This window comes from Cytobacillus eiseniae, from assembly GCF_017874625.1.
Classification (GTDB): Bacteria; Bacillota; Bacilli; order Bacillales; family Cytobacillaceae; genus Cytobacillus; species Cytobacillus eiseniae.
On sequence record NZ_JAGIKZ010000001.1, the window covers coordinates 300,803 to 325,375 of the forward strand.

Consider the following 24,573-nt stretch of genomic DNA (forward strand, 5'->3'; position numbering starts at 1 on the left):
TTTAGAAGAAGTTAAATTTAGCATCATTCACTTGTAGTTATGAAGGGGGTTTTACGAATGGAATTAGCTAATGATGTATTAAAAGCTGTAACTGTCATTCTTCGTGCCTCCCAAGCTATTCATGAAGTCATTCGAAAAGATGTTGCAAAATATGGATTAAATCCGACGGAATTTTCTGTATTAGAACTTTTATACCATAAGGGAAATCAACCGATTCAAATGATTGGAAAGAAGGTTCTTATTTCCAGCAGCAGTATTACTTATGTTATAGACAAGTTAGAACAAAAACAGTACGTAAGGCGTGAAGGGTGTCCAGAAGACCGACGTGTCATCTATACTGTATTAACAAGTAAAGGGAAAGCATTGATGGATGAAATATTTCCGAAACATGTAATGAAAATTAGTGAAGTTTTTACTAATTTAGATAATAATCAAATGATGCAAGTAGTTACATTATTAAAACAAGTTGGTTGTAAAGCGAAACAACTGTAATTTATGGTTATATATCTTGAAATCAAGATACTTTAATTGAGGTGAAATAAATGGGTTTTTTAAATAAATTATTTGGAGTAAAAAAAGGGGAGGAAGAAACAATGACAAAATTAAACATTGGAATTGTTTTAGGTTCTACACGTGAAGGACGTGTGAGTCCACAAGTTGGGGCATGGGTGAAAGAAATTGCAGATAAACGCGGGGATGCTAACTATACAATCATTGATATTGCAGACTATAAGCTGCCATTACTTGGTGAGGCAGGTGCGGATGCATCAGGAGCAGCAGCATGGTCAGAAATAGTCGCAGCTCAAGATGGTTTTGTATTCATCGTTCAAGAATACAATCACTCGATTACAGCAGCACTAAAAAATGCTTTAGACTATTTGCGTGATGAATGGAACAATAAAGCAGCTGGAATCGTATCTTATGGTTCAGTAGGTGGGGCACGTGCAGCTGAGCATCTGCGTGGCATTCTAGGCGAATTATTAGTTGCAGACGTACGTGTTCATCCTGCATTATCATTATTTACTGATTTTGAAAATGGCACTGACTTTAAACCAAAAGCTGTGCAAGAAGACTCAGTAAATCAAATGTTAGACCAATTAATCCCATGGTCTAAAGCATTATTTACAATTAGATAATTAATCGTAAGATATTTAAATAATCAAAAACAGGTGAAGAATCAGCATAGGATTCTTCACTTGTTTGCTTAAAGAGACTTATTAAATAGTCTCTTTTAAAAAAGCCAAACGAATTATTGCAACCTCTGTTCTACCTGCTGGCAAACTTCATCCGCAGTTAGGCCGCTTGCCTCTATGACAGGTGCTTTTGTCATCGCATCCTGCATGCCCATAACGTTTGAATCTAACCCACTTACAACACAAGCAGAGCAGTTCTCCACATCAGCAGCTGATTGAAGATTTACTACATCATATCCCTTTTCACGGAGTGCCTCTGAAATATTTGTTAATGATTGTTCTACCGCTACTTTTTTCATTATCTCTTACACCTCCTCCGACATATAGATTGCCTAACAATACCTACTTTTATTCTAAGAATAAAATTGGAGAGAATATGGGAAAGTAAGGGAGGAGGTGATACATATTGAAGAAACGGAAGAAGGATCCTTCTACAGCGGGATTAAGCTCGCCAGAAGTAAAGGGTCAGGGAACAACAAATACCGAAACGGGTGGATATGCCTCATCCTCTGCAAGACATAAAAAGAAAAAATAAGATATGTAACAAGTATGGTTTGGTTGAAGAATTGTATGCTATGAGTACGGCGTCATTAAAAAAAGAAATCGGCTTAATCGCCGATTTCTTCCTATATTAATTATTTGTACATTTCCGCTACTTGTTTTTGCAAATCACTATTCTCTAAATACTCATCATATGTCATTTGCTTATCAATCATGCCATTTGGCGTTAATTCAATAATCCGATTTGCAATCGTTTGAATGAATTGATGGTCATGTGATGCAAAAATCAACGAACCTTTAAAATTAATTAAACCATTATTTAGGGCTGTAATTGATTCTAAGTCTAGGTGATTTGTTGGTTCATCAAGCATAAGGACGTTTGCTCCGCTAAGCATCATTTTTGATAGCATACAACGAACTTTTTCTCCACCGGAAAGCACGCTAGATTTCTTTAACACTTCTTCTCCTGAGAAAAGCATTCTACCAAGGAATCCTCTTAGGAAGCTTTCACTCTCATCAGCAGGGGAGAACTGGCGTAGCCAATCAACGAGGTTTAATTCACTGTTCTCAAAAAATTTTGAGTTATCATTAGGAAAATAAGCTTGTGAAGTTGTAATGCCCCATTTGAATGTTCCACTATCCGCTTCCATCTCATTCGACAAAATCTTAAATAAAGTCGTCTTTGCTAGCTCATTTGTCCCAACAAGAGCAATTTTATCGTCTTTATTCATGATGAAGCTCACATTATCAAGTACTTTAACCCCGTCAATTGTTTTACTAATCCCTTCCACACGAAGAAGATCATTGCCAATTTCACGCTCAGGTGAAAAGCCAACATATGGATAACGGCGGGAAGATGGTCTAATATCATCAAGTGAGATTTTATCAAGAAGCTTTTTACGAGATGTTGCTTGCTTTGATTTAGAAGCATTCGCACTAAAGCGAGCAATAAACGCTTGAAGCTCTTTTATTTTCTCTTCTTTTTTCTTATTCGCATCTTGAGCCATTCTAGAAGCTAATTGGCTTGACTCATACCAGAAATCATAGTTACCGACATAAACTTGAATTTTACCAAAGTCTAGATCCGCAATATGTGTACATACTTTATTTAAGAAGTGACGGTCATGGGATACGACAATTACTGTATTTTCAAAGTTAATAAGGAACTCTTCTAGCCATTGAATCGCTTTAATATCCAAGTGGTTAGTCGGCTCATCAAGTAGAAGGACATCAGGTTTACCGAATAAAGCCTGCGCAAGTAAAACTTTTACTTTATCTGAACCAGAAAGATCAGCCATCTTCTTATAATGGAATTCTTCTCCGATGCCTAGGCCTTTTAAAAGGATCGCTGCTTCAGATTCTGCTTCCCAACCATTAAGTTCAGCGAATTCACCTTCAAGCTCTGCAGCCTTCATGCCATCTTCATCAGTGAAATCAGCTTTCATATAAATAGCATCTTTCTCTTGCATTACTTCATATAAGCGGGCATGTCCCATAACGACAACCTTTAATACTTCAAAATCTTCATACTCAAAATGGTTCTGTTTTAATACAGCTAATCGTTCACCAGGTCCTAGATGAACACTGCCTGATTGGGATTCAATTTCTCCAGATAAAATTTTTAGGAATGTTGATTTCCCAGCACCGTTTGCACCAATTAAACCATAGCAGTTTCCTGGTGTAAATTTAATATTTACATCTTCAAATAGCTTGCGATCACCATAACGAAGACCGACATTACTAACAGTTATCATCTATTTATATTCCTCCAAAATACATAATCTGATTAATTATAACATTTTTAGGGTGGATTCGCTAATTTTAATAAAAGCTAATTAAAATAATAATCAGAAATTTTAGATAAAAAGAAGGATGTTCCTGAAAATAAAGCGAATAAAAAAAGATAGATTGCTTTAAAAATAGAAAGGGGATATTTCAGAGATGGAAGCAGTACAGCAAACACAAACAAAGGCAAAGGTGAATTGGAAGAAACTCTCCATATGGTCACTTGCTATTATTGGCACAATGATTCTTATTGCCATAATCGGACTCTATATATACATCTCACGTTCATTGCCGCAAACAAACGGTGAGGTGAAGATTGGTTCAATAACTTCTGCAGTAGAAATAACAAGAGATGAGGTTGGAGTGCCACATATTTTAGCTGAAAATGAACGAGACTTATATATTGCTCAAGGATATATTCAAGCACAAGACCGCCTTTTTCAAATGGATTTAAGCAGAAGGCAAGCATCAGGAAGGTTAAGTGAGGTAGTTGGTGAGGCAACGGTACATAACGATAAATATTTTCGTACACTTGGACTAAGACGTGCAGCAGAAGCTTCATATGAACAATACTCTGGTGAGGCAAAGGACATTTTAGACTGGTTTGCTGAAGGCGTAAATATTTTTATAAAAGAACTTGAGAGTAACGGAAAATGGCCAGTAGAATTTAAACTATTAGGCTATGAGCCAGAACTTTGGACACCGATTGATTCGCTCACGATTGGAAAATATATGGCGTATGACCTAGGAGGACATTGGGAAAATCAAGCATTTAGATATTATTTATTGCAGCAATTCCCAGAAGAAAAGGCATACGACCTTTTTCCTTCCTATCCAGCAGAAGCACCTTACATTATTGGCTCTGTACAGCTGGACATTGAAGCAACTCTAGCTTCAGCTATTATTCCTCCAGAATTTAATGGCAGTAATAACTGGGTAGTTAGTGGAGAAAAAACTGCATCGGGCAAGCCGCTTTTAGCAGATGATCCTCATTTGTCATTAAGCACACCATCCATTTGGTATCAAATGCATCTGCAATCACCTAATATGAATGTTAGTGGCGTCATTTTTGCTGGAATACCTGGAATTATATTAGGTCATAACGAACATGTTGCTTGGGGAGTAACAAATACTGGACCAGATGTACAAGATTTATATATTGAAAAAAGAAACCCAGATAACCCAGAGCAATTCCTTTTTAATGATAGCTGGGAGGATGCCACCGTCTTAAAAGAACCTATTCAAGTAAAGGGTGGGGAAACAATTGATTACGAGGTTACAATTACACGTCATGGACCAGTCATTTCAGAATTTGCAGAGGAAAGTGGGAAGGAAGAAGTCCTATCAATGCAGTGGACTGCATTAGAGCCTTCTGTTGAACTTGAAGCGATTATTGAAATGAATAAAGCAACAAACTGGGAGGAATTTGAAACAGCCTTAGAACTATTCCATACTCCTGCTCAAAACTTTGTATTCGCCTCACAGGATGGAACAATTGCCTATAAAGCAAACGGAAAGATTCCAATCCGTAAAAAAGGACAAGGGCTTCTACCAGTACCAGGTTGGACAGATGAATATGGATGGGAAGGATATATCCCGTATGATGAGCTGCCAAGAACAATAAATCCTGATGAAGGCTTTATTTCAACAGCAAATAACAAAGTTATGAATGAGAGCTATCCTTATCATATTAGTAATGATTGGGCGCAGCCATATAGACAAATGAGGATTCAAGAATTCCTAAAGACAGATGATAAGCTAACTGCAAATGACATGATGGACTTGCAAATGGATACGAAAAATCTTCAAGCCGAGGAATTTGTACCTATATTTGTCAGTCATCTACAATCCTCAATAAACGACGAGGAGAAAGAAGCCATCTCCATCTTAGAAAGTTGGGACTACATTGACAACAAAGGTGAAGCAGCACCACTTATTTTCAATCTATGGATGAAAAAAATAGCAGATGTCTTGTTTCAGGATGAAATAACACCAGAAATGAGAGATCTATTTAAAGGTCAAAAGCAAGCCGTTGATGAACTCATCAGAAGGGCGGACAAAGGAATGAATGGACCTTGGATCACAGAGCATGGTGGTCTTGAAAATGTCCTTCAAGAGGCCTTACAGCTGGCACTTGCTGAAGGGAAGGAACTGCAAGGCGATAAGCTCTCAAAATGGAAGTGGGGAGACTATCACCAAATTTACTTCCCACATTCATTATCAAGCATGAAACCATTGAATTATTTATTTAATAAAGAAGGGAAAATCCCAGTAGGGGGAAGCTCTGTGACCGTTCAAGCTGCAGCAAATAAAGATGATGGAACGGTCAATCATGGGGGCTCTTGGCGTTTTGTCATCGATACGTCAGATATGAATATAGGCTATCACCTTGTTGGCCCAGGACAATCAGGCCATCCTTTAAGCCAAAATTATCATAATCAAATGAACGCATGGGTTGATGGAGATTATCACGAAACGAATATAACGAAAGCAAGCGGGGATAAATTGATCCTGCAACCATAGAAAAAAGTAAATAAATGATGTAAGCATCGTTATTTACCGCATCACTTAATGAAGGAAGAATCAAAAGATTAAGATGCACTTCACATTAAAAAAAGTAAAATATTATTTAAATAAATGACTAATTGTTCATAGTTTTTTCATATTTTTCATGTACAATAAAACCATACAGGCAGGATAAAAAAGGAGTTTTTATTGTGGCCAAAAAACAGCTCGTTGAATTAGTAAACCGATTAAAACAAGCAGGGATTAATGTGAGTTTTACTAAGCCAAGATCAAAAATGATTATTACACTTCCGCAAAGTAAAAGGCTAACTACGACAACGAATTAGCAAATTATTACGGAGGATAGGTCTATCTATGAAGGCTGTGCTTGTCGTATTCTACGAGTGGCCTATCCTAGACAATGATTTCTTAAGCTAAACCATTTTCGCAAAATAAATTGATGTTTTGACCTTACAAAGAAACCGCTGAACGGATCATCGTTCAACGGTTTTTTTGTAAGGTCAAAAATTAGTCAGAAACCGTTTTAGATTTCTTTCATAATCTTTTTATAAACTTTATCTTTATCAAAATCTTCACCCATTGGGAACTTCTTAATAAATTTATTATTTTCATCTAATAAAAAGACAAAAGTACTATGAACATAAAATCCATCTCCTGGATCACGGTATTGAAATTGAAAGGATTCAGCCAATTCACGAATTTCAGCTTGGTCTTCCTTAATATTTTCTTGGTCTCCGGTGAGAAGTGTCCAATTGCCATCATCTTCAATATCGAAAGTATTCATATAATGCAGCATTTTTTCAGGTGTGTCTCGATATGGATCAATTGAAATTGTGAAAAATTCAATATTCTTTCCGAATACACCATCTGCGACTAAATCATTTTTTAATAAATTCATTCGTTGAGTGGTGGTTGGACAAATATCTGGGCAGTGAGTGTACATAAATTCAATTAGCTTAAGCTTGTTATCTGATTTTGAAAATTCATATTCCTCATTATGCATTGTAACAAGGGAAATATCCTCTGGTATTGATGATGACATATCACGTAAGATGAAGTAAGAAATACCGGCTGTAATGCCTAGAACAACGATAATTGAACAAATAATATACATTTTTTTCATTATTAACCCTCCCTTTATAAGGATAATGAAAATTTATCGAAAATCCTATGGATAATATGTGAACAAGTGATTTTAATCATACATTATTAGATAAAATCTCTTTAAGATGATTCGTATATAACCTTTCCAGTAAGACTAAGGTCATATCCATGTAATTGTTCTAATTGCGAGCGAAATTCTGTAGTGTTAACAGCTTCCTTTATTATTTTGACTAATTCATCGTTTTCTTTCGTTTTTAAAATGACTAGATCATATTGCTCCTTAATCATTGGGATAAAGTCTACATTCACCATTTTTGCTACGTTTTCAATTCCTACACCCGCATCAGCTTGCCCGCTAGCAACGGCTGATGCGATTGCAAAATGACTGGTCAATTCATTTTCATAACCTATAAGTGACCTTGGAGAGACTCCGAGCATTTTTAGCTGCTCGTCCAGTAAAACTCTTGCTCCCGAGCCCTTTTCACGATTGACGATCGTAACCTGTGTTTGAGTTAAATCATTCCAGTTTTTTATGTTCAGAGGATTTCCTTTTTTTACATATATTCCAGCATTTCTACAAACTAAATTAATTTGTATAAAAGGCTGACTTACTAAAAGGCGTTTGACATAAGGGGAATTATATTCACCTGTTTCCCCATCATATAAATGGACACTAACAACATCACATTCTTCATAATACATTGAAACAAGACTATTTAAGCTCCCATTATATAGTCTTAAAGGCGTAAGGGAAGTATGTTTCTCTATATATTTACTTAACATATCTAATACGATGTCCTGTCCGCTTATTACTACTTGTTTTGTATTCCTATTTTTAGACTCATTTTGCTTTCCTAAAATAAAGGGTTCTTCCTGTACAATTCCCGTTCTGTTTTTTATTTTATATCTTTCAAGATCATGTTGGTCCACTCTCATTTGTCTGCCAACTCTAAAGGCTACTAGCTCTTCTTTTTTGATAAGATCATAAACGGTTAATTTAGATATCTTTAGTAATTGAGATACTTCTTCGATAGTATATGATGAGTTATTATTCATGCGATCACTCCTCATTGATTATAACTAGATATGATGTTTATAGGGTAACTTTACAATGATATTATAATGGGTGATAAATAGGTATAATTATGATTGCTTTTTATCGTTTTCATACAATCGAAGTTTTAATTATAATATAGTAGAAAATGATATGAATGTATTGCCAGTGTTCCTTGATATTACTAATGCAATTCAAATCTATGTGGAATATATATTATAACATGACAATAAAGAAGATTCCTAAGGGTGAACTGAAATATATTAATTTATAGTTTATTTTTATAATTAGTTATAATAAACTATAATCAGTTATAACTAATTATATATAATGAGGTGACGGCATGTGCAAATGGGTTAAATTCGTTAGTATTCTCGTATTTTCAATGATTTTAGCAGTAGGATGTTCTAATAATGAGAATACAGACCAAGTATCAAAGAAGGAAGCAAAAACAGCATCTGACAGCAAAAAAAATGTTGAATTAACTATTTCAGCAGCGGCTAGCTTAAAGGATGCAATGGATGTTATTCAACATACATACGAAGAAAAAAATCCTGAAGTTAAGTTAAAGTTTAACTTTGGAGGGTCTGGTTCATTGCAGCAGCAAATCACTCAAGGTGCACCAGTTGATCTATTTTTTTCAGCAGCAGAAGATAAGTTTGATTTGTTGGTAGAGGAAGAATTGATTGCAAAGGAAGATGGATTAGACCTTCTTGGAAATGAACTCGTATTAGTTGTCCCAAGGGATGCTCAATCGATAAAAGGCTTCGAAGATCTTACAAAAGCAGAAGTCAGTAAAATTTCAATCGGAACACCTGAAACTGTGCCTGCGGGAAAATATGCAAAAGAATCTCTTGAAAATTCGGGGGTATGGAAAGAGGTAGAGTCAAAAATCGTTTTTGCAAAGGATGTCCGTCAAGTATTATCCTATGTAGAAACAGGGAACGTTGAAGCTGGAATTGTTTATAAAACAGACGCATTGGTTTCTGATAAAGTAGAAGTAGTCGCCTCCGCCGATACTGCCACTCACCCACCGATTATTTATCCTGTTGGCGTCATTAAGGATTCTAAACAATATGAAGCTGCAAAAGTATTTTATGATTATTTACAAAGCGCCGATGCATTAAAGGTATTTGAAGAATATGGATTTACTATTAAATAAAGAAGTTATGCAAGAGTTCTTTAGTCCAATTTGGATATCTTTGAAAATAGCTACTATATCTGGCGTGGTAGTTATAATATTAGGGACATTGGCAGGCCGAGTAATGGCTAGGAAGTCTTTTAAGGGGAAAGCGGTGTTGGAGACGTTTCTCATGCTTCCGATGGTTCTGCCTCCAACAGTTGTTGGCTTTTTTCTAATTGTAGTTTTTGGTAAAAACAGCATAGCTGGACAGTTTATTGAATGGCTTTTCAAGCAACCGATTATATTTACTTGGTGGGCTGCTGTAATAGCTGCAATCGTTGTAGCGTTTCCTCTCATGTATCAGTCAGCAAAATCAGGATTTCATGGGATAAACCATGACATTGAAGAAGCAGCAAGGGTAGATGGAGCAAGTGAATGGAGAATTTTCCTATTGATTTCTGTTCCTCTAGCTTCGAAAGCACTTATTTCTGGGAGTATTTTAAGTTTTGCGCGGGCATTGGGGGAATTTGGTGCTACCTTAATGTTTGCAGGTAATATTCCTGGGGAAACACAAACAATTCCGACAGCAATATATATAGCAATCGACTCGGGCAATATGAAAATGGCCTGGATGTGGGTGATTTCAATTGTCATTATTTCCTTTGTGATGTTGCTAACTGTCCGAACAAAACAAGAATAATACAAGTGGCAAGAGCAGATTACAATTCAGCTATTGTCCGTATGAATCAATCATTTCAAGTATCTGATGAATGGCAACGGCTTGAACTACTTATTTCTTTTATAAAAGTAAATAATCGTTTGCTTTTGTGCAATGAAAAGCCCAATTTCTCACTAGAATAGAGAAATTGGGCTTTTTAATTTCCTTTGTATTTTGTTATGCCGGTATTACGCCAGCCTCAACTTATTTCATAGAAATCCAAACACTTTTTACTTCTGTGTAATTATCAAGCGCATAGGATCCCATTTCTCGGCCCATACCTGATTGCTTATATCCACCAAATGGAGAAGCCGCATCAAAGGCATTATAGCAGTTCACCCAAACAGTTCCTGCTCGAAGCTTACTTGCTACATAATGGGCATTTGCGACATCACGTGTCCAAACGCCAGCAGCCAATCCGTATTCACTATTATTGGCACGATTAATCAATTCGTCTAGATCCTCATACGGCAATGCTGAAATAACTGGACCAAAGATCTCTTCTTTTGCAATTGTCATCTCGTCACGTACATCTGCAAAAATAGTAGGGGAGACAAAGTAGCCTTGTTCTTGAGGCTTTTCACCGCCAACTAGAAGCTGAGCACCTTCGCTGACACCTTTTTCAATATAGCCTAATACTCGTTTTTGCTGTTCGGTTGAAACTAGTGGACCAATTTCAGTATCCGCATGAATACCAGCACCTTGTTTGATATTCTTCGCATGGCTAACCATGTCAGCAACAACATTATCGAATTGTTTCTTTTGGATAAATACACGTGATCCGGCACAGCATACTTGACCTTGGTTAAACATCACTCCATTAAGAGCTCCAGGAATGGCTTTTGATAAATCAGCGTCTGGAAGAATAATATTCGGTGATTTCCCACCTAGTTCAAGTGTCACTCGTTTTAAAGTTTTAGATGCTCTTTGCATAATCATTTTGCCGACTTCAGTTGAACCTGTAAAGGCGATCTTATCGACTAATGGATGATCAACTAGCGACTGGCCAGCAGTCTCTCCGAATCCAGCTACAATATTAACAACACCTGCTGGGAATCCAGCTTCTTCAATTAATTCTGCTAAGTATAAAGCAGTAAGTGGTGTTTGTTCTGCTGGTTTAAGTACGACAGTACAGCCAGTTGCAAGGGCAGCACCTAATTTCCACATGGCCATTAGCAGAGGGAAGTTCCATGGAATGATTTGTCCAACAACCCCTACAGCTTCATGACGAGTATAGTTGAAAAATGGACCGTTTACAGGAATGGTTTGCCCAACAATTTTTGTTGACCAGCCAGCATAATAGCGCATATGTTCAACAGCAAGTGGGATATCTGCATGTGTTGTTTCACGAATTGGTTTTCCATTATCTAATGTTTCTAACTGCGCAAGCTCTGCACTATTTTCTTCCATTAAATCTGCTAACTTGTACATAAGACGGCTTCTTTTAGAGGCGCTCATTTTTGACCATGGACCCTCATCAAATGCCTTTCTAGCAGCTTTTACTGCAAGATCGATATCTTCAGGACCAGCCTCGTATACATTTGCAAGTACTTCGCCTGTGGCTGGATTATATGTTTCAAACGTTTTTTTTGACTTACTTTCAACGAATTCTCCATTAATATAAAGATGTTTGTTCCCGCTCAGAAACTTTTCTACCTTTTCTTTTAAATCTACTGTTAATTGACTCATCGTACTCCTCCTTTAAAATAGTAATCTATGTAATTCATGTTGCAAGGTGAAGAAGATTGCTATTGTGAACGCTTACAATACTATGTTAACACTATGAAAATTTGATTATCAACAACTAATTTAACAAATATTCTGACAATAATCGACAGCTATTCCTACATTTATTTTTCACTTTATACGATTTATGTCTGAAAAATGTCAAAAATAAGAACTGAATGTGAACGCTTATTTGAAATAGTGAGTAAATACCTGTGTTAATGCTGTTTCTTTATAGTTTTGAACATTCTGTGATTGAGGAAAATATCACAGAACTTCATTTTTGTTAATATTACGATAAATGTAAGATATATCCTATAAGAGCCATCAATAGAAATATGATTCTATTGTATCAAGGAGAGGGGAAAATTGAAGGGTGCAGGATTTTTCAAATTAATGATCGGCGGCTTGGCAGCCTATGAACTGCTAAACATCATGAAAGCTGGAAACAAAACAGTTCTCAGGCCTCCAGGTGCAGCAGATGAAGATGAATTCTTAGCCCTATGCGTCAGATGTGGAAAATGCAATCAAGCATGTCCATATGACTCTATAAAAATGGGCAATGAGAATTTAGGCTTAGGAATTGGAACTCCTTATATCGATGCTAGAGATAATCCTTGCCGTCTTTGTGATGACTTTCCTTGTGTGAATGTATGTCCAACAGATGCTTTAACAGGGATTCACAATGTTTATGATGTAGAAATGGGAACAGCTGTAATTGATACAGAAGCATGTATAGCATATCATGGCATGCGATGCGAAGTATGCTATCGTGAATGTCCTTTAATTGATGAAGCAATAAAGCTCAATATTTATGTAAAGCCAGATGATCCAACACATGCTGTATTCGCACCAATCATTGACCAAGAAAAGTGTGTAGGCTGTGGAATTTGTGAACAAAGATGCGTCGTTGATAATCCAGTCGCCATTCGGGTAAAGCCACGGGAAATAAAAGGATTGTTCTAACAAGATTTTTAGTGGGAAATGCAACAAAGAATACTTTAAATTGCGTACCACTTTAAATAAATAGATAAATAGAAAAAGTCTCTTCATGTTAAAAGGGAGGAAAGTAAGCTATGGAATTAACTAGAAGAACCTTACTTAAAGCGACCGCAATTTCCATGACAATGGCAGTTGCAGGCTGTAAAAAGAAGGAAGTAAAACCGGCTGGTACAGATGTAGCTTCAGCAGTCGAAACAGCAGAACCTGATGAATGGAAATCAACGGTTTGCCGTTTTTGCGGTACAGGCTGCGGTGTATTAGTAGGCATTAAGGATGGAAAAGTTGTAGCGACCAAGGGAGATCCTGATAACCGATCAAGTAAAGGATTAAATTGTATTAAAGGTTTTTACGTTGGGAAAATTTTATTTGGGAAAGATCGCTTAACAAAGCCTCTCATTCGTGAAGATAAATCCAAAAAAGGAACAATGGAAGGCTTCAGAGAAGCATCATGGGAAGAAGCATTAGATCTTGTCGCAAAGAAATTAAAGGAAAATTATGAGAAAGATCCTTCATCCATTGCATTTTGGGGATCAGGACAACAGACAATTATGGATGGCTATGTATCTGTAAAGTTATGGAAGGCTGGTCTATTAAATAATAATATTGACCCTAATGCAAGACTTTGTATGGCTAGTGCTGTTACAGGGTTTATGTCGACTTTCCAATCGGATGAACCGATGGGCTCCTATAAAGATTTAGATGAAGCAGATGTGTTTGTCACATGGGGTGCGAATATGGCTGAAATGCATCCTGTATTGTATTCGCGATTAACAGCGCGAAAGCTCGCTAACACAAGTGTCAAACATTATGATCTTACAACTCGGCATTCTAGAACATCTGAAACTGCGGATACAACAATGATCTTCAGACCTCAATCTGACTTGGCGATTGCCAATGCAATTGCTAATTATCTCATTCAAAATAATTTATATGATCAAAAATTCATTGATGATCATCTTAAATTTAAAGCAGGAACAGAAAATCTGGGGCATTCATTTAAAGATGACTATGATGTGACAGATGGGAAAGACGCGGATAAGGTTTGGGAGATTTCTTTTGAAGAATATAAACAAAGTGTAAGTGCTTATACACTTGAAAAAGCTGAAGAAATTTCTGGTGTTCCTGCAAGTGATATTGAAGCATTAGCAAAAGAATTCGGAGATCCAAAGAAAAAAATCATGTCTTTATGGACAATGGGAATGAATCAGCATACAAGAGGCACGTGGATTAATAATCTTGTCTATAATATTCATTTATTGACTGGAAAAATAAGCAAACCTGGAAATGGACCATTTTCATTAACTGGTCAGCCTAGCGCTTGTGGAACGGCAAGGGAAGTAGGTGTATTCTCACATAGACTTCCATCTGATATGGTCGTAAATAATCCGGAACATAGAAGATATACAGAAATGATTTGGAATTTACCAGCTGGGTATTTAGATCCGATTGAAAAACCTGGTTTCCATACGGTGAAAATGTTCAGGGAGTTAGGGAAGGGCAATGTAAAGTTCCTCTGGAGTATGTCAAATAACTGGGGACAAACGATGCCAAAACTAAATCGATTTAGAGGAAATGATGCCGATGGCAAGGGCGTCCTTGATGGTTTTATCGTCGTTTCAGAGGTATATCCAACAAAATCAACGGAATTAGCAGATGTTGTTTTTCCAGCAGCAATGTGGGTAGAACGAGAAGGACAATTTGGAAATGCTGAACGACGCACTTCAGTCTTTGAAAAATGTACTGAACCACCTGGTGAAGCAAAATGGGATATTTGGACACTTATCCAAATTGCCAAACGGGTGCTTGATGGCAAGAAAATCGGTGATAAACCTTCATTTGATGTTCTTTTTGGAAATGTGTGGGACTATGATAAAAATGACTTATTAGAGGATGGGCATGAGGTGAACAGTCGCCTATGGGCAGAATACCGTTCATTCACAAATCCACATGAAAGTAAAAATAAAGAAATTCAAGAATTAGGAAAAAAATTGAAATTAAAAGCGAAACAAATGGCGCCATATGAGGAATATTTCAAGCAACATGGCATATGTTGGCCAGTTCGTGAAGTGAATGGTGAATGGGTTGAGACAAATTGGCGATATGCCCATGGCAAACAAGAGGAAGGATTTGACCAATACGGAGTTGAAGAATTTGGTGAAATAGGAAAATACGATAACATTGATTTCTATAAATCAGATGACCATCGTCCAAGTGTCATTTTCCGTCCATTTGAAGACGCAGCCGAAATTCCAGATGCAGAATACCCATTCTGGCTATGTACAGGACGCGTTCTCGAGCATTGGCATAGTGGCTCGATGACGAGACGAGTACCTGAACTACACAGAGCAGTGCCTGAAGCATTATGTGAAATTCATCCCGAGGATGCACAAGCATTAGGTATTCAAAATGGTGATATGGTGAAAGTAATTTCTAAACGTGGAGAATGCGAAGTGAAAGCAACAACAAAGGGACGAGGAAATCCACCTAAAGGGCTCGTGTATGTACCGTTCTTCGCTGAAGAAACGTTAATTAATCTTGTTACATTAGATTGTTATTGTCCAATTTCAAAGCAACCAGATTATAAAAAGTGTGCAGTTAAGATTGTGAAAGCATAAGAATTGGGGTGTAAACCATGAGAAGCAAAGAATTGTTATTTGTTGTCGCATTTATCTTAGTTGTTTCGGTATCCATTGGTGCCTCAAAGTTGTATTCTAGTCAAACGGAGACACAAGAGGAAAGCACAGTACAAACGGAAAAAACGGTATCAATTCCACAACTTTCAGATGATAACAGGGAAGCATCAGCAACAATGGTACTTTTAGGTGCTCCCCCTATGCAGCCATCTGATCACATTGATCGTTGGAATCCAGAGTTGCATCATGAAAGTTGTATGACATGTCACGCAGTCCCAGAAACAGGTGCACCAACACCGCCTGCTGATCATTTTTATGATCAAGATATAAAAGGAACTGTCTTCAGAGATAATTGCCAGCAATGTCATGCAACACAAAATGATAGCAAATCCGCATTTAATGATTAAGAATAACTAGAAAAGCGGAAGCGCCTTGGTCATCGCCGTACAAACTGGAAGGTCTTCGACTGAGATAAAGGAAACACGGTGAGGAACGAACCGATGTTGACTTATCGCAGGGAGGGGACCTGAAGTTTGGTAGGCGATAGGCGCTGTAGCTAGACAAAGAAAAGCGAAAGCGCCTTGGTCTGACCCGACAAGCATAAGACGATCTGGAATGAAGGTTGTCCTTTAACCTTCAAGCCAGAACGGCTTATGAAGGGTCAATGTGCTGTATCCTATTGCTCGAAAATAGTACGTTCTAATCCAATTGGATCGTACTCTTACGGGAAGCTAATTTAAAGAAAGATGGGGATTTATTATGGTAATATCAGGTATTTACATTGAAACAGTTCCTGGAATGGCGAATGAAGCTGCAGAAGTATTAAATAAAATGGATGGGGTGGAAGTACACCACATAGAAGATGATTACAAAATCATCCTTACTGTTGAAGCAGAAACCATTCATGCTAGTTATGAAATTGCTGAAACGTTTAAGCCAATTAATGGTGTTTTAACGATTTGTTTAGCATACAGTAACTTTGAAGAGGAACCTGCTTATCAAGAAGCAGCTGTTATTCAATGAATGACAGAGTCAATCGTAGACAATTTCTCTCCATTAACTGGGAAGCAACTGTTGGCTTTTTAGGTAATTTTATTGGGACGCAACTTGAACAAGAACGAGACTTTTTTCGGCCACCCGGAGCCCGCAGCGAACTTGATTTTTTGACATCATGCAATCGGTGCGGAAAATGTAAAGAAAGCTGTCCAGAGAGTATCATTAGCTTATTCACTCTAACGGACGGTGCCAAGTTAGTGAATACCCCATACTTGAATCCGAACGAGAATCCATGTACCTTTTGCAATAAATGTATTGAAGTGTGCCCAACTGATGCCCTAAGCTTGAGCGGACGTTTGGAGATTCCTGCTATTGGCAGGGCTGTCATTCATCCTACTAGCTGTCTTGCTTTTCAAGAAGTAATGTGTGACTATTGTGTCCGTTCATGTCCTGAGGAAGGGGCACTTACATTAATAAATGGAAAACCAATGATTCAAAATGAAGCGTGCACAGGATGTGGACTATGTGTAGCAAGCTGTATTGCAGAACAGAAAGGAATTCTTATCCAATCAATTTAAGACCCGTTTGGGCAACTTTGTAGGTTAGGAATGAGCAAGATGAAAAAAATGGGTAGTTCGTTACGAAAGTGGACAGTGGCCAGAAAAATTGTCCAATTCTCAATCATTGCTCTTTTTCTCTCGCCACTTATTTTTGCTGTAGTAGAAGGAGATCATTTTTTCTTTGGTTCACTCGGATCATCTACTTTTATTGGGATTGTATTATCAGATCCATTTGCAGCTTTACAAGTAATTTTAGCTTCGAAAAAAATAAATATTGGCTATCTTTCGGGAGCAATGATTATCTTCCTTTTTTACTTTATTGTCAGCGGAAGAGTGTTCTGCAGCTGGGTTTGTCCTGTAAACACACTATTAGAACTAACTGAAAAGTTACGAAAATATATAAAGGTTCCCGACAAAATATACAATCGTCACATAAAAAAGCAGCTGGCACTTGCTGTTTTAGTATTATCATTTATTGTTGGTGTACCAGTATTTGAGCTGGTTTCTCCAATTGGTTTTACAGTAAAGAATGCATTATTCACCTTTGGTATTGGTATTTGGATCATCCTAGCAATCGTATTATTTGAATTGCTCATTTCAAAGCGAGGATGGTGTCGTTATTTTTGCCCATTAGGTGGGTTCTACCAATCATTCGGAGAAGCAGGCGTATTTAATGTAAAGTTTGATCATGATGCATGTGTTGGCTGTGATACATGTCGTTCAGTGTGCTTTGCTGATCCAGTTATTTTAGAACCAGGAATTTATAGGGAAAGTAAGTTTGTAGTTTCAGGTGATTGTAGTCTTTGTGGGGCATGTGTTGATCATTGTCCATTTAACGCACTGAAGATTACCGCTCAACTGCCAACTTCTCGTGCAAAGGAAGATAGCGAATTAAATCGGGAAAGACAGGAAAAGGAAAGATTTGCAAAATGGTATAATATTAGTTGAATCATTTTTAGGCAGAACCAATTGGTTTTGCCTTTTCTATTATAGTCTATTAAATGGGAACCTTTTTCCAACCCAGTCGTATAGGATAGTAGACAAAAATGCAAATGAGGTGGAGGAATGGATAAGACACGAATGATTAAGGTATCCAATCTATCAAAAAGATATGGCTCCTTTCATGCCGTGAAAAATGTGAATTTAGATATACAAAAAGGAGAGCTCTTTTGTTTCTTAGGCCCTAATGGGGCTGGAAAAACAACGACAATTAAAATGATGACAGGTCTCCTTGAACCAGGGAGTGGAGAGATTGAAATAGCTGGTACGAATATTTGGAAAGAACCGATTGAAGCAAAAAAGAAAATGGCGTATATTCCTGATCATCCAATTCTTTATCCAAAACTTACTGGCAGAGAGTTTTTAAAGTTTATTGGAAGTGTCTATCAAATTGACCAACAAGTCTTTGAAGAACGAGTGGAGAAGTATCTCTCATTATTTCAACTAGAGGAGAGGGCGGATGAATTAATTGAATCTTATTCACACGGAATGAAGCAAAAAATCAATCTCTGCGGTGCTTTTATCCATCAACCAGATGTCCTGTTTCTTGATGAACCAACTGTAGGATTGGATCCTAAAGGGGCAAAAACATTAAAAAACCTATTGCAATCCTTATCAAAGGAAGGCATGACTGTATTTATGTCAACACATATCCTAGAAATTGCAGAACAAATGTGTCATAGGGTAGGAATTATTAATAAAGGAGAAATCATCGCGATTGGTACGATGGATGAATTAAAGGGGGGAAAGACACAAGCTACACTTGAGGATTTATTCCTAGAACTTACAGGTGACGAGAAGGTGGAAATATGACAAGGAATCTCATGCTTCTCTATTGGAATATGGGGAAAACTCAATTTAGAACAGCCCCAGATAATACTAAAGTTGCTTTTGTTTTCATAACGATTGGTGCTTTGTTTATTACTGTCCTTTTCAGTTTTGCAATTGGTGGGATGGCTGTCTCATTGCCGCTGCATTTTTTTGAACCAATCATTCCCTATGTATTTTCTGCACTTTTGGCTTTTACTATTTTATTTGGTGTTCCACAAGTATTCAAAAATTTGTATGGCACGAATGATCTAGCATTTTTATTTACACTGCCAATAAAAACAAAAAGTATTTATTGGGTCAAATTCCTACAAAGTTTTTTAGGTGTACCAGGAATTTTATGGGTAGTATCTATTGTTCTCATAATGGTTTTTGGAATGGCTAGTCAAGCAAGCCTTATTTTCTATCCAGTAGCAATTATTGTTTCGCTTTTAATTATGCTGCTCGGTTTAAGTGTTGCTTATTTAATTAATTTGATGCTTATTCAGATTATACCTGTACATCGGGCAAAAGAATTAATGACTGCGATGAGCGCGATCGCGGGAATAATCGTGTATATTTTATTTCAACTTCCAAATTTATTGCATCAAAATAATAGAGATAATCAAATGGTAACGGAACTTCCGCAAATGCCTAAATGGCTCCCGATGGAATGGGGTGGGAGAAGCTTAATGGAAGCTCATAGTGGATCAAGTGGATTTATTCTCCCATTTATTTTGTTACTATTGTTTACAGGACTTCTGATTTTTCTATCATCTTTACTAGTTGAAAAAGGATTTAGAACAGGCTGGATAAAGATGAATGATGGAAGTCGATCGAAAAAGAAACGAAAGCGAAAGAAAGTAAATGTTCAATTAAATCATCCAATCATTGCAATCGGAATAAAAGAATGGCGTGCCATTCAAAGAGATATGCGTGAATGGGTGACATTTTTGCCTTTCCTCATTTTTATGATTTTTCCTTTTATTACAATTTTTAATAACGATGGGAGTAAAGAGTTTATTTTCAGTAATCCTGCGATATCTTGGATTGTATTACAAGGAATCTTCTTATTTATGTTCACTTTCATGACAAGTGGTTTTTCTTCATCCGCAATCGCACGAGAAGCTTATTCGATTCATCTTTTGCGTATAATGCCATTAACAGGCTGGCAAATTGCTCTAGGAAAATTTTGGATCAATTGGTTAATCCCTGTAGTCATCCTATCAGTGTTAGAAGTAGTTGGTGGATTAATTTTTCAATGGAAATTATTTGATATTTTTCTTGGCATTATCGTTGTATCAATTATGTCTTTAGGTATTACTGGCATTGGTCTTTGGATTGGTTCGATCGGTGCAAAATACAACCCAAATAATCCACAAAATAGACTAGAAACGGGTGTATCCTTTTTATTAATGATTTTATCATTTTTGTATCTATTTATAGCTGCTTTCCCGTCACTCCTTGTCTTAATCCCAACAGATACATTAAATCTATTCCAGGATGGGGAAAAGCCGATTGGAATTGTAGGCATGCTTTTTACAATGCTTAAATGGAAAGCTGCAAATATGGCCATTTTAACAGTTATTAGTGGGCTTATCACACTACTTATTTCAGTTGGAGTAGCAATATTTACATTATATTTAACTGTAATTCGTATCAATAAAGGGTTAACAATTAACTTTGTCACAAATAAAAAATAGATATGAACAAGTTAGTATAAATGTTAAAATATAGTTTGATTTAAATAGTTTTTCATTTATTGAAAAGCGATTACCAAACTATTTTTCGAAATTGAGGAAAAAGCAATGACAAAGCATATTAAAAAAAATCTACTGACAATGCAAACATTTTATCTTTTAACCTTTTTTGGTACAGGAAGTCTTTATCCACTATTAAGTGTATATTTAAGTGATGTTGAAAAGTTAAACGGATACCAAATTGGGATTATTATGTCGATTAGTCCGATTATTATGATTTTCTTTCAACCGATGTGGGGAATGTTATCGGATAAATTCAACAATCCGATTAAAATTCTTGTCTGTACAACTTTACTGGCAGGAACGTTTGGACTTGGATATATTACATTTAGCGGTTATTATTTATTATTAATCATTGCCATTTGTGTAGCGATCTTTCAAAGTGCAATCATTCCAGTTTCAGATAGCTTATCAATTAAATATACAGCTAAAGTAAAAGTGAATTATGGGAATATCCGTTTATTCGGTTCATTAGGTTTTGGTATTGCCGTATTTGTAATGGGAAGACTTTCTGAACTAAATCCAAAGATTATTTTTATTGCCTTCTTTATTTCTCTTTTACTCGGGAGTATATTTGCTTCGAAAATGCCCTCAGAAAAGAGCAGCAGAAATCAAAATATTCTTAGTGGAGTAAAAGAGGTACTTTTTCACAAAAAGTTTCTCGTTTTCCTTGTAATTACCTTTCTAGTATTTGGGCCTAATTTAGCTAATAATACATATTTTGGTCTTTTTATTGATGGAAGCGGAGGAACATATACAGGCATTGGAATTGCATTTTTGCTTGCTGTATTATCAGAAATTCCCTTTATGAAAGTAGCAGCAAGTTGGATTAGACGGATGGGCTTATTACAAGTTGCAACGATTGCAGGTGTGGTTTCACTTATCAGATGGCTTCTCTATTTTTTTGAACCGGACTTATGGATAATATACTCTACATCCATTCTGCAAGGGTTCTCGATTGGGCTCTTTATACCAGCAGGATTGCAATATATTCGTGATATTACTCCTATTCATATTACAGCTACTGCTATTACCTTATATTCAGCGATTGGAAATGGGCTCGGCAACTGGTTCTGTACATTTATTGGTGGAATCATATTTGAGGAGTTCTCAATCTTTGCTGTCTATTTATTTTTCAGTGTATTAGCATTAGTCGGTGTTCTGTTAAGTATATGGTTATTGAAAGAGGAAAAATCAATTCAGAATGCCCAGGCAATAACAAGAGGGTAGGTACGAAAAGAAGTTGCGAATCAGCAACTTCTTTTCGTATGAGGAAATTATACTATTTATTATTTATACTTTTGGCAATTAGTTCTTTTACTTGATTGTATGATAAGCCTGAATGACGATTAAGCCTCTTAACTTCTTCAATATCGGTACCAACAACAGTATATCTCTTCGATTCTTTCTTATTCATTGACAATTCCTCCAATTAATCATGTGTCTCGATATCTACAAAATGTAGGTTATTTCTTCCAAAATTGACTATACTAAGGAAAAAGGGGGCGTTTGCTATTTTTTTCAATCGTAGAAATCAGGATGATAAACCAGAAGTAGTTATGCTTGATACAGAAGTGTATGCCTGCAGCCAAGATAGCTGTAACGGTTGGATGAGAAAAGAATTTGCTTCATCAGATTTAAAATGTCCTTTATGTGGCAATGATACAACTGCAGAAATGAGGGAATTGCCACAGATTGAATAAACAGATGAGACTGTTGTCAATGATGACAGCAGTCTATTTTCTCTTTATAAATTTTCATTTTGCTGCCCTAATTCCTTTTCACTCTGAAGGACATTCGCTGTTTCGATGGAATGATGTTCATCCAGTGAGTTACCTCTGTATTTATAATCATTCGGAAAAAACTGATCTTTGCCCGTAGTCTCTTGCTGTCTTTTATTCGTTTGCTTTTTCATCGATTCATCCCCTTTTTAAAAACAACTACCTTATCAATAACATAACAAATTACTCGCTAGGTTATTCAAAAATAAAAAAATCATGCCCCTCCAAAAAATGGAGAGACATGCCTTTTTAATGATAGCTATTTTCTAATTCATCCACTAATGATCCGACATAAGCGACAGCTTTCCGGATAGGGTCTGGTTTTGTCATATCGATACCTGCATGTAGTAATAGATCTTGTGGTTTCTTTGTTCCACCAGCTTTGAGAACATTTAGCCAGCGCTCAACTGCAGGTTGCCCTTCATCCTTTATTTGCTGTGCCATTGCAGTAGAAGCTGTTAACCCAGCAGAATAAGTATAAGGATATAATCCCATATAATAGTGTGGCTGACGCATCCAAGTAAGGCTCGCATATTCATCAATCTCAATAGCATCTCCCCAGAAGGATGACAGCACATCTGCTTTTTGATCACATAAGACTTTTGCTGTAAGGGGAGTTCCTTGTTCGGCAAGAGTGTACACTCGTCGTTGGAATTCGCCTTCTAATAAATGGGTAACGAAATTATGATAATACGTTCCTAATAGTTGTAAAATAACCCAGCGCTTCATTCGTGAATCATCGGTACCTGCCATTAAGTGTTGACCTAGAAGCAATTCATTCATTGTTGATGGAGCCTCGACAAAATAGGTAGAGGGACGTGTATTCATAATCCGTTGATTTTTATTTGCTAAATAGAAATGACCAGCATGTCCTAGCTCGTGAGCAAGAACAAAGGCACCACGCATCGTATCTGTCCATGTAATCAAAATATACGGATGTGAACCATATGGACTTGCACAAAAAGCTCCTGTTGATTTTCCAATATTATCAGCTAAATCAACCCATCTTTCTGATAATCCCTTTTCCATTATTGCTGTATATTCAGGACCCATTATTTTTAGCGCTTCTAGGATCACTTTGCTTGCTTCTTCATATGTTGTCGCTGGATTGAAATCTGGATCCAAAGGTGCTTTTAAATCACAGAATTGCATGTGATCCAATCCTAATACTCGCTTTTTAAGCTTTGCAAATCTCTGCATATGTGGAGATAGTTCTTTTAAAATAATATCTAATTGATTATGATACATTTCTTTCGTTACATGCTGTGGAGCAAGCAGCATATCCGTAACTGATTCATATTTTCGAAGCTTAGCAATCGATACTTGCTTCTTAACTTCTGATGAATATACAGCAGCAAATGTATTTTTATACTGAATTAAAGAGTCTGAAAAGGAACGATAGGCATTTCTTCTTACGGTTGCATCTGCTGAAAATTCATATCTGTCTTCAAAAAGAGCAAAAGAATTAGGCAATTCATTTCCATCACCGTCAACAAAGTTAGAAAATTGCATATCTGCCAGTTTTCCGGATTGATAGATCGCATATGGCGCAGCATGAACTTCTCCCAAAGCAGCAAGTGCTTCTTCTGTTTCAGGAGAAAGCTGATGTTTTTTAGTTTGTAATAAATCATCTAATTGGTTTTTGAATGGAACTAACTGTGCATTTTCGGCTATGTATTGATCGAGCATGCCATCAGGTAAAGATAATAGCTCTGAATCAATAAAGGAAAGCGCAGCACTTGTTTTTGCTCTTAAAGAAGCAATTAGTGCCGAATTAGCTTGATTATTTGGATTTGTCCCATCTTCAGACTGACGTAAATTTGCATAAGTTCCTGCTTGAACTAGTCTTATCATGAGTTTCTCTTGTGCTAACAAACATTCAAGCAATATGGCTGAAGTATTTTTTAATTCGCCTTTAAACTTTTCAAACGAGGTTAAATCTTGTTCGATTGATTCAATTTCTCGCTTCCAGTCACTTTCATTAGCAAATAAATCGGTTACGTCCCATGTAAACTCTTCAGGTATTTCAGAACGGCTCTGTCTTTTTTCAGCAGTTTTCACCATAAATAATCCTCCTTTAAACTTTTATCATTTCGTGTCTCTAAATGATTATACAATAAAATATATACTTTTCAAAATATTTAAAATGAATTATAACATGTTAAAAAATGCGAAGAGTTTAAGATATCGGTAGAAATCTAATTGGTGATCTCTAATACATTGATCGTGAAGGGTGGAGATACTTTTGCGGGGGTAAAATCAGGCTTTATCTCTTGAAGTGTATGGAAGCGTAAAGTTAGGCCACG

The 24,573-nt window shown here is 36.6% G+C and carries 25 protein-coding genes; 17 read left to right on the forward strand and 8 right to left on the reverse strand.

Annotation, left to right across the window (positions count from 1 at the left end; genetic code table 11):
* The first annotated feature begins 57 nt into the window (after positions 1–57).
* Together J2Z40_RS01510 and J2Z40_RS01515 are read left to right on the forward strand one after the other, a co-directional pair.
* The gene (locus J2Z40_RS01510; RefSeq protein WP_066394392.1) at positions 58–492 is read left to right on the forward strand and encodes a MarR family winged helix-turn-helix transcriptional regulator; all 435 of its coding nucleotides are present in this window, start codon (positions 58–60) and stop codon (positions 490–492) included.
* Between the two features lie 50 nt (positions 493–542).
* Positions 543–1,136 carry an NADPH-dependent FMN reductase gene (locus tag J2Z40_RS01515; protein ID WP_066394391.1) on the forward strand — a complete coding sequence of 198 codons (594 nt, stop codon included), beginning with the start codon at positions 543–545 and terminating at the stop codon, positions 1,134–1,136.
* Between the two features lie 113 nt (positions 1,137–1,249).
* On the opposite strand, the gene J2Z40_RS01520 is transcribed toward J2Z40_RS01515, so the two are convergent.
* Positions 1,250–1,492, reverse strand: a complete 243-nt coding sequence (locus J2Z40_RS01520; RefSeq protein ID WP_180316774.1) for a YkuS family protein — start codon at positions 1,490–1,492, stop codon at positions 1,250–1,252.
* A 107-nt stretch (positions 1,493–1,599) separates the two neighbouring features.
* Here J2Z40_RS01520 and J2Z40_RS01525 point away from each other — a divergent pair, with 107 nt between their 5' ends.
* On the forward strand, positions 1,600–1,728 hold the full coding sequence (locus J2Z40_RS01525; protein WP_083953899.1) for a YuzL family protein: 129 nt from the start codon (positions 1,600–1,602) through the stop codon (positions 1,726–1,728).
* Between the two features lie 100 nt (positions 1,729–1,828).
* Here the strand turns inward: J2Z40_RS01525 and J2Z40_RS01530 are convergent, their stop codons facing one another.
* Positions 1,829–3,448, reverse strand: a complete 1,620-nt coding sequence (locus J2Z40_RS01530) for an ABC-F family ATP-binding cassette domain-containing protein (protein ID WP_066394384.1) — start codon at positions 3,446–3,448, stop codon at positions 1,829–1,831.
* A gap of 187 nt (positions 3,449–3,635) precedes the next feature.
* Between J2Z40_RS01530 and J2Z40_RS01535 the strand changes: the two genes are divergently transcribed.
* Both J2Z40_RS01535 and J2Z40_RS19940 read left to right on the forward strand, forming a co-directional pair.
* The gene (locus tag J2Z40_RS01535) at positions 3,636–6,002 is read left to right on the forward strand and encodes a penicillin acylase family protein (RefSeq protein ID WP_066394382.1); all 2,367 of its coding nucleotides are present in this window, start codon (positions 3,636–3,638) and stop codon (positions 6,000–6,002) included.
* Positions 6,003–6,196: 194 nt separating this feature from the next.
* Positions 6,197–6,331, forward strand: coding sequence for a hypothetical protein (locus J2Z40_RS19940; protein WP_281064424.1), 135 nt, complete (start codon positions 6,197–6,199; stop codon positions 6,329–6,331).
* A 197-nt stretch (positions 6,332–6,528) separates the two neighbouring features.
* Here J2Z40_RS19940 and J2Z40_RS01540 read toward each other — a convergent pair whose 3' ends face one another.
* Both J2Z40_RS01540 and J2Z40_RS01545 read right to left on the reverse strand, forming a co-directional pair.
* Positions 6,529–7,128 (reverse strand): SCO family protein, encoded by a 600-nt coding sequence (locus tag J2Z40_RS01540; RefSeq protein WP_066394379.1) that lies wholly within the window; start codon positions 7,126–7,128, stop codon positions 6,529–6,531.
* Positions 7,129–7,229: 101 nt separating this feature from the next.
* Entirely contained in the window at positions 7,230–8,165 is a 936-nt protein-coding gene (locus tag J2Z40_RS01545; RefSeq protein WP_066394376.1) for a substrate-binding domain-containing protein, read from the reverse strand.
* A gap of 341 nt (positions 8,166–8,506) precedes the next feature.
* Between J2Z40_RS01545 and modA the strand changes: the two genes are divergently transcribed.
* Together modA and modB are read left to right on the forward strand one after the other, a co-directional pair.
* Positions 8,507–9,325: a molybdate ABC transporter substrate-binding protein gene (gene modA, locus J2Z40_RS01550; protein ID WP_066394374.1), complete on the forward strand. Its 819-nt coding sequence runs from the start codon at positions 8,507–8,509 to the stop codon at positions 9,323–9,325.
* Entirely contained in the window at positions 9,306–9,986 is a 681-nt protein-coding gene (gene modB / locus J2Z40_RS01555; protein ID WP_066394373.1) for a molybdate ABC transporter permease subunit, read from the forward strand. The genes modA and modB overlap by 20 nt, the downstream gene beginning before the upstream one ends.
* Positions 9,987–10,208: 222 nt before the next feature.
* Here the strand turns inward: modB and J2Z40_RS01560 are convergent, their stop codons facing one another.
* Positions 10,209–11,693 carry an aldehyde dehydrogenase family protein gene (locus J2Z40_RS01560; RefSeq protein ID WP_066394371.1) on the reverse strand — a complete coding sequence of 495 codons (1,485 nt, stop codon included), beginning with the start codon at positions 11,691–11,693 and terminating at the stop codon, positions 10,209–10,211.
* Positions 11,694–12,098: 405 nt separating this feature from the next.
* On the opposite strand from J2Z40_RS01560, the gene J2Z40_RS01565 reads away from it, so the two are divergent.
* The 9 genes from J2Z40_RS01565 (at position 12,099) to J2Z40_RS01605 (ending at position 21,716) form a co-directional block, all read left to right on the forward strand.
* Positions 12,099–12,695 carry a 4Fe-4S dicluster domain-containing protein gene (locus tag J2Z40_RS01565; protein ID WP_066394369.1) on the forward strand — a complete coding sequence of 199 codons (597 nt, stop codon included), beginning with the start codon at positions 12,099–12,101 and terminating at the stop codon, positions 12,693–12,695.
* Between the two features lie 110 nt (positions 12,696–12,805).
* A complete protein-coding gene (gene napA / locus J2Z40_RS01570) occupies positions 12,806–15,346 on the forward strand; it encodes a nitrate reductase catalytic subunit NapA (RefSeq protein WP_066394367.1) in 2,541 nt (846 codons plus the stop codon).
* A gap of 17 nt (positions 15,347–15,363) precedes the next feature.
* Entirely contained in the window at positions 15,364–15,771 is a 408-nt protein-coding gene (locus tag J2Z40_RS01575; RefSeq protein ID WP_066394364.1) for a nitrate reductase cytochrome c-type subunit, read from the forward strand.
* Positions 15,772–16,123: 352 nt separating this feature from the next.
* Complete coding sequence (locus J2Z40_RS01580; RefSeq protein WP_066394362.1) at positions 16,124–16,387, forward strand: chaperone NapD; 264 nt, start codon at positions 16,124–16,126, stop codon at positions 16,385–16,387.
* Positions 16,384–16,938 (forward strand): 4Fe-4S dicluster domain-containing protein, encoded by a 555-nt coding sequence (locus J2Z40_RS01585; protein ID WP_066394361.1) that lies wholly within the window; start codon positions 16,384–16,386, stop codon positions 16,936–16,938. Before J2Z40_RS01580 ends, J2Z40_RS01585 begins: the two co-directional genes overlap by 4 nt.
* A gap of 30 nt (positions 16,939–16,968) precedes the next feature.
* Positions 16,969–17,868, forward strand: coding sequence for a NapH/MauN family ferredoxin-type protein (locus tag J2Z40_RS01590; RefSeq protein ID WP_066394358.1), 900 nt, complete (start codon positions 16,969–16,971; stop codon positions 17,866–17,868).
* Between the two features lie 117 nt (positions 17,869–17,985).
* The gene (locus J2Z40_RS01595) at positions 17,986–18,732 is read left to right on the forward strand and encodes an ABC transporter ATP-binding protein (RefSeq protein WP_066394357.1); all 747 of its coding nucleotides are present in this window, start codon (positions 17,986–17,988) and stop codon (positions 18,730–18,732) included.
* Positions 18,729–20,429 (forward strand): putative ABC transporter permease subunit, encoded by a 1,701-nt coding sequence (locus J2Z40_RS01600; RefSeq protein ID WP_066394356.1) that lies wholly within the window; start codon positions 18,729–18,731, stop codon positions 20,427–20,429. Before J2Z40_RS01595 ends, J2Z40_RS01600 begins: the two co-directional genes overlap by 4 nt.
* A 105-nt stretch (positions 20,430–20,534) precedes the next feature.
* Positions 20,535–21,716 carry an MFS transporter gene (locus J2Z40_RS01605; protein ID WP_066394355.1) on the forward strand — a complete coding sequence of 394 codons (1,182 nt, stop codon included), beginning with the start codon at positions 20,535–20,537 and terminating at the stop codon, positions 21,714–21,716.
* Between the two features lie 52 nt (positions 21,717–21,768).
* Here the strand turns inward: J2Z40_RS01605 and J2Z40_RS19945 are convergent, their stop codons facing one another.
* Positions 21,769–21,903, reverse strand: a complete 135-nt coding sequence (locus tag J2Z40_RS19945) for a hypothetical protein (RefSeq protein ID WP_281064425.1) — start codon at positions 21,901–21,903, stop codon at positions 21,769–21,771.
* A 64-nt stretch (positions 21,904–21,967) separates the two neighbouring features.
* On the opposite strand from J2Z40_RS19945, the gene J2Z40_RS01610 reads away from it, so the two are divergent.
* Positions 21,968–22,189 carry a cold-inducible protein YdjO-related protein gene (locus J2Z40_RS01610; RefSeq protein ID WP_245349932.1) on the forward strand — a complete coding sequence of 74 codons (222 nt, stop codon included), beginning with the start codon at positions 21,968–21,970 and terminating at the stop codon, positions 22,187–22,189.
* A 44-nt stretch (positions 22,190–22,233) separates the two neighbouring features.
* Here J2Z40_RS01610 and J2Z40_RS01615 read toward each other — a convergent pair whose 3' ends face one another.
* Together J2Z40_RS01615 and pepF are read right to left on the reverse strand one after the other, a co-directional pair.
* Complete coding sequence (locus J2Z40_RS01615) at positions 22,234–22,401, reverse strand: hypothetical protein (protein WP_157087820.1); 168 nt, start codon at positions 22,399–22,401, stop codon at positions 22,234–22,236.
* Between the two features lie 115 nt (positions 22,402–22,516).
* On the reverse strand, positions 22,517–24,331 hold the full coding sequence (gene pepF / locus J2Z40_RS01620) for an oligoendopeptidase F (RefSeq protein ID WP_066394354.1): 1,815 nt from the start codon (positions 24,329–24,331) through the stop codon (positions 22,517–22,519).
* Positions 24,332–24,573 lie beyond the last annotated feature (242 nt).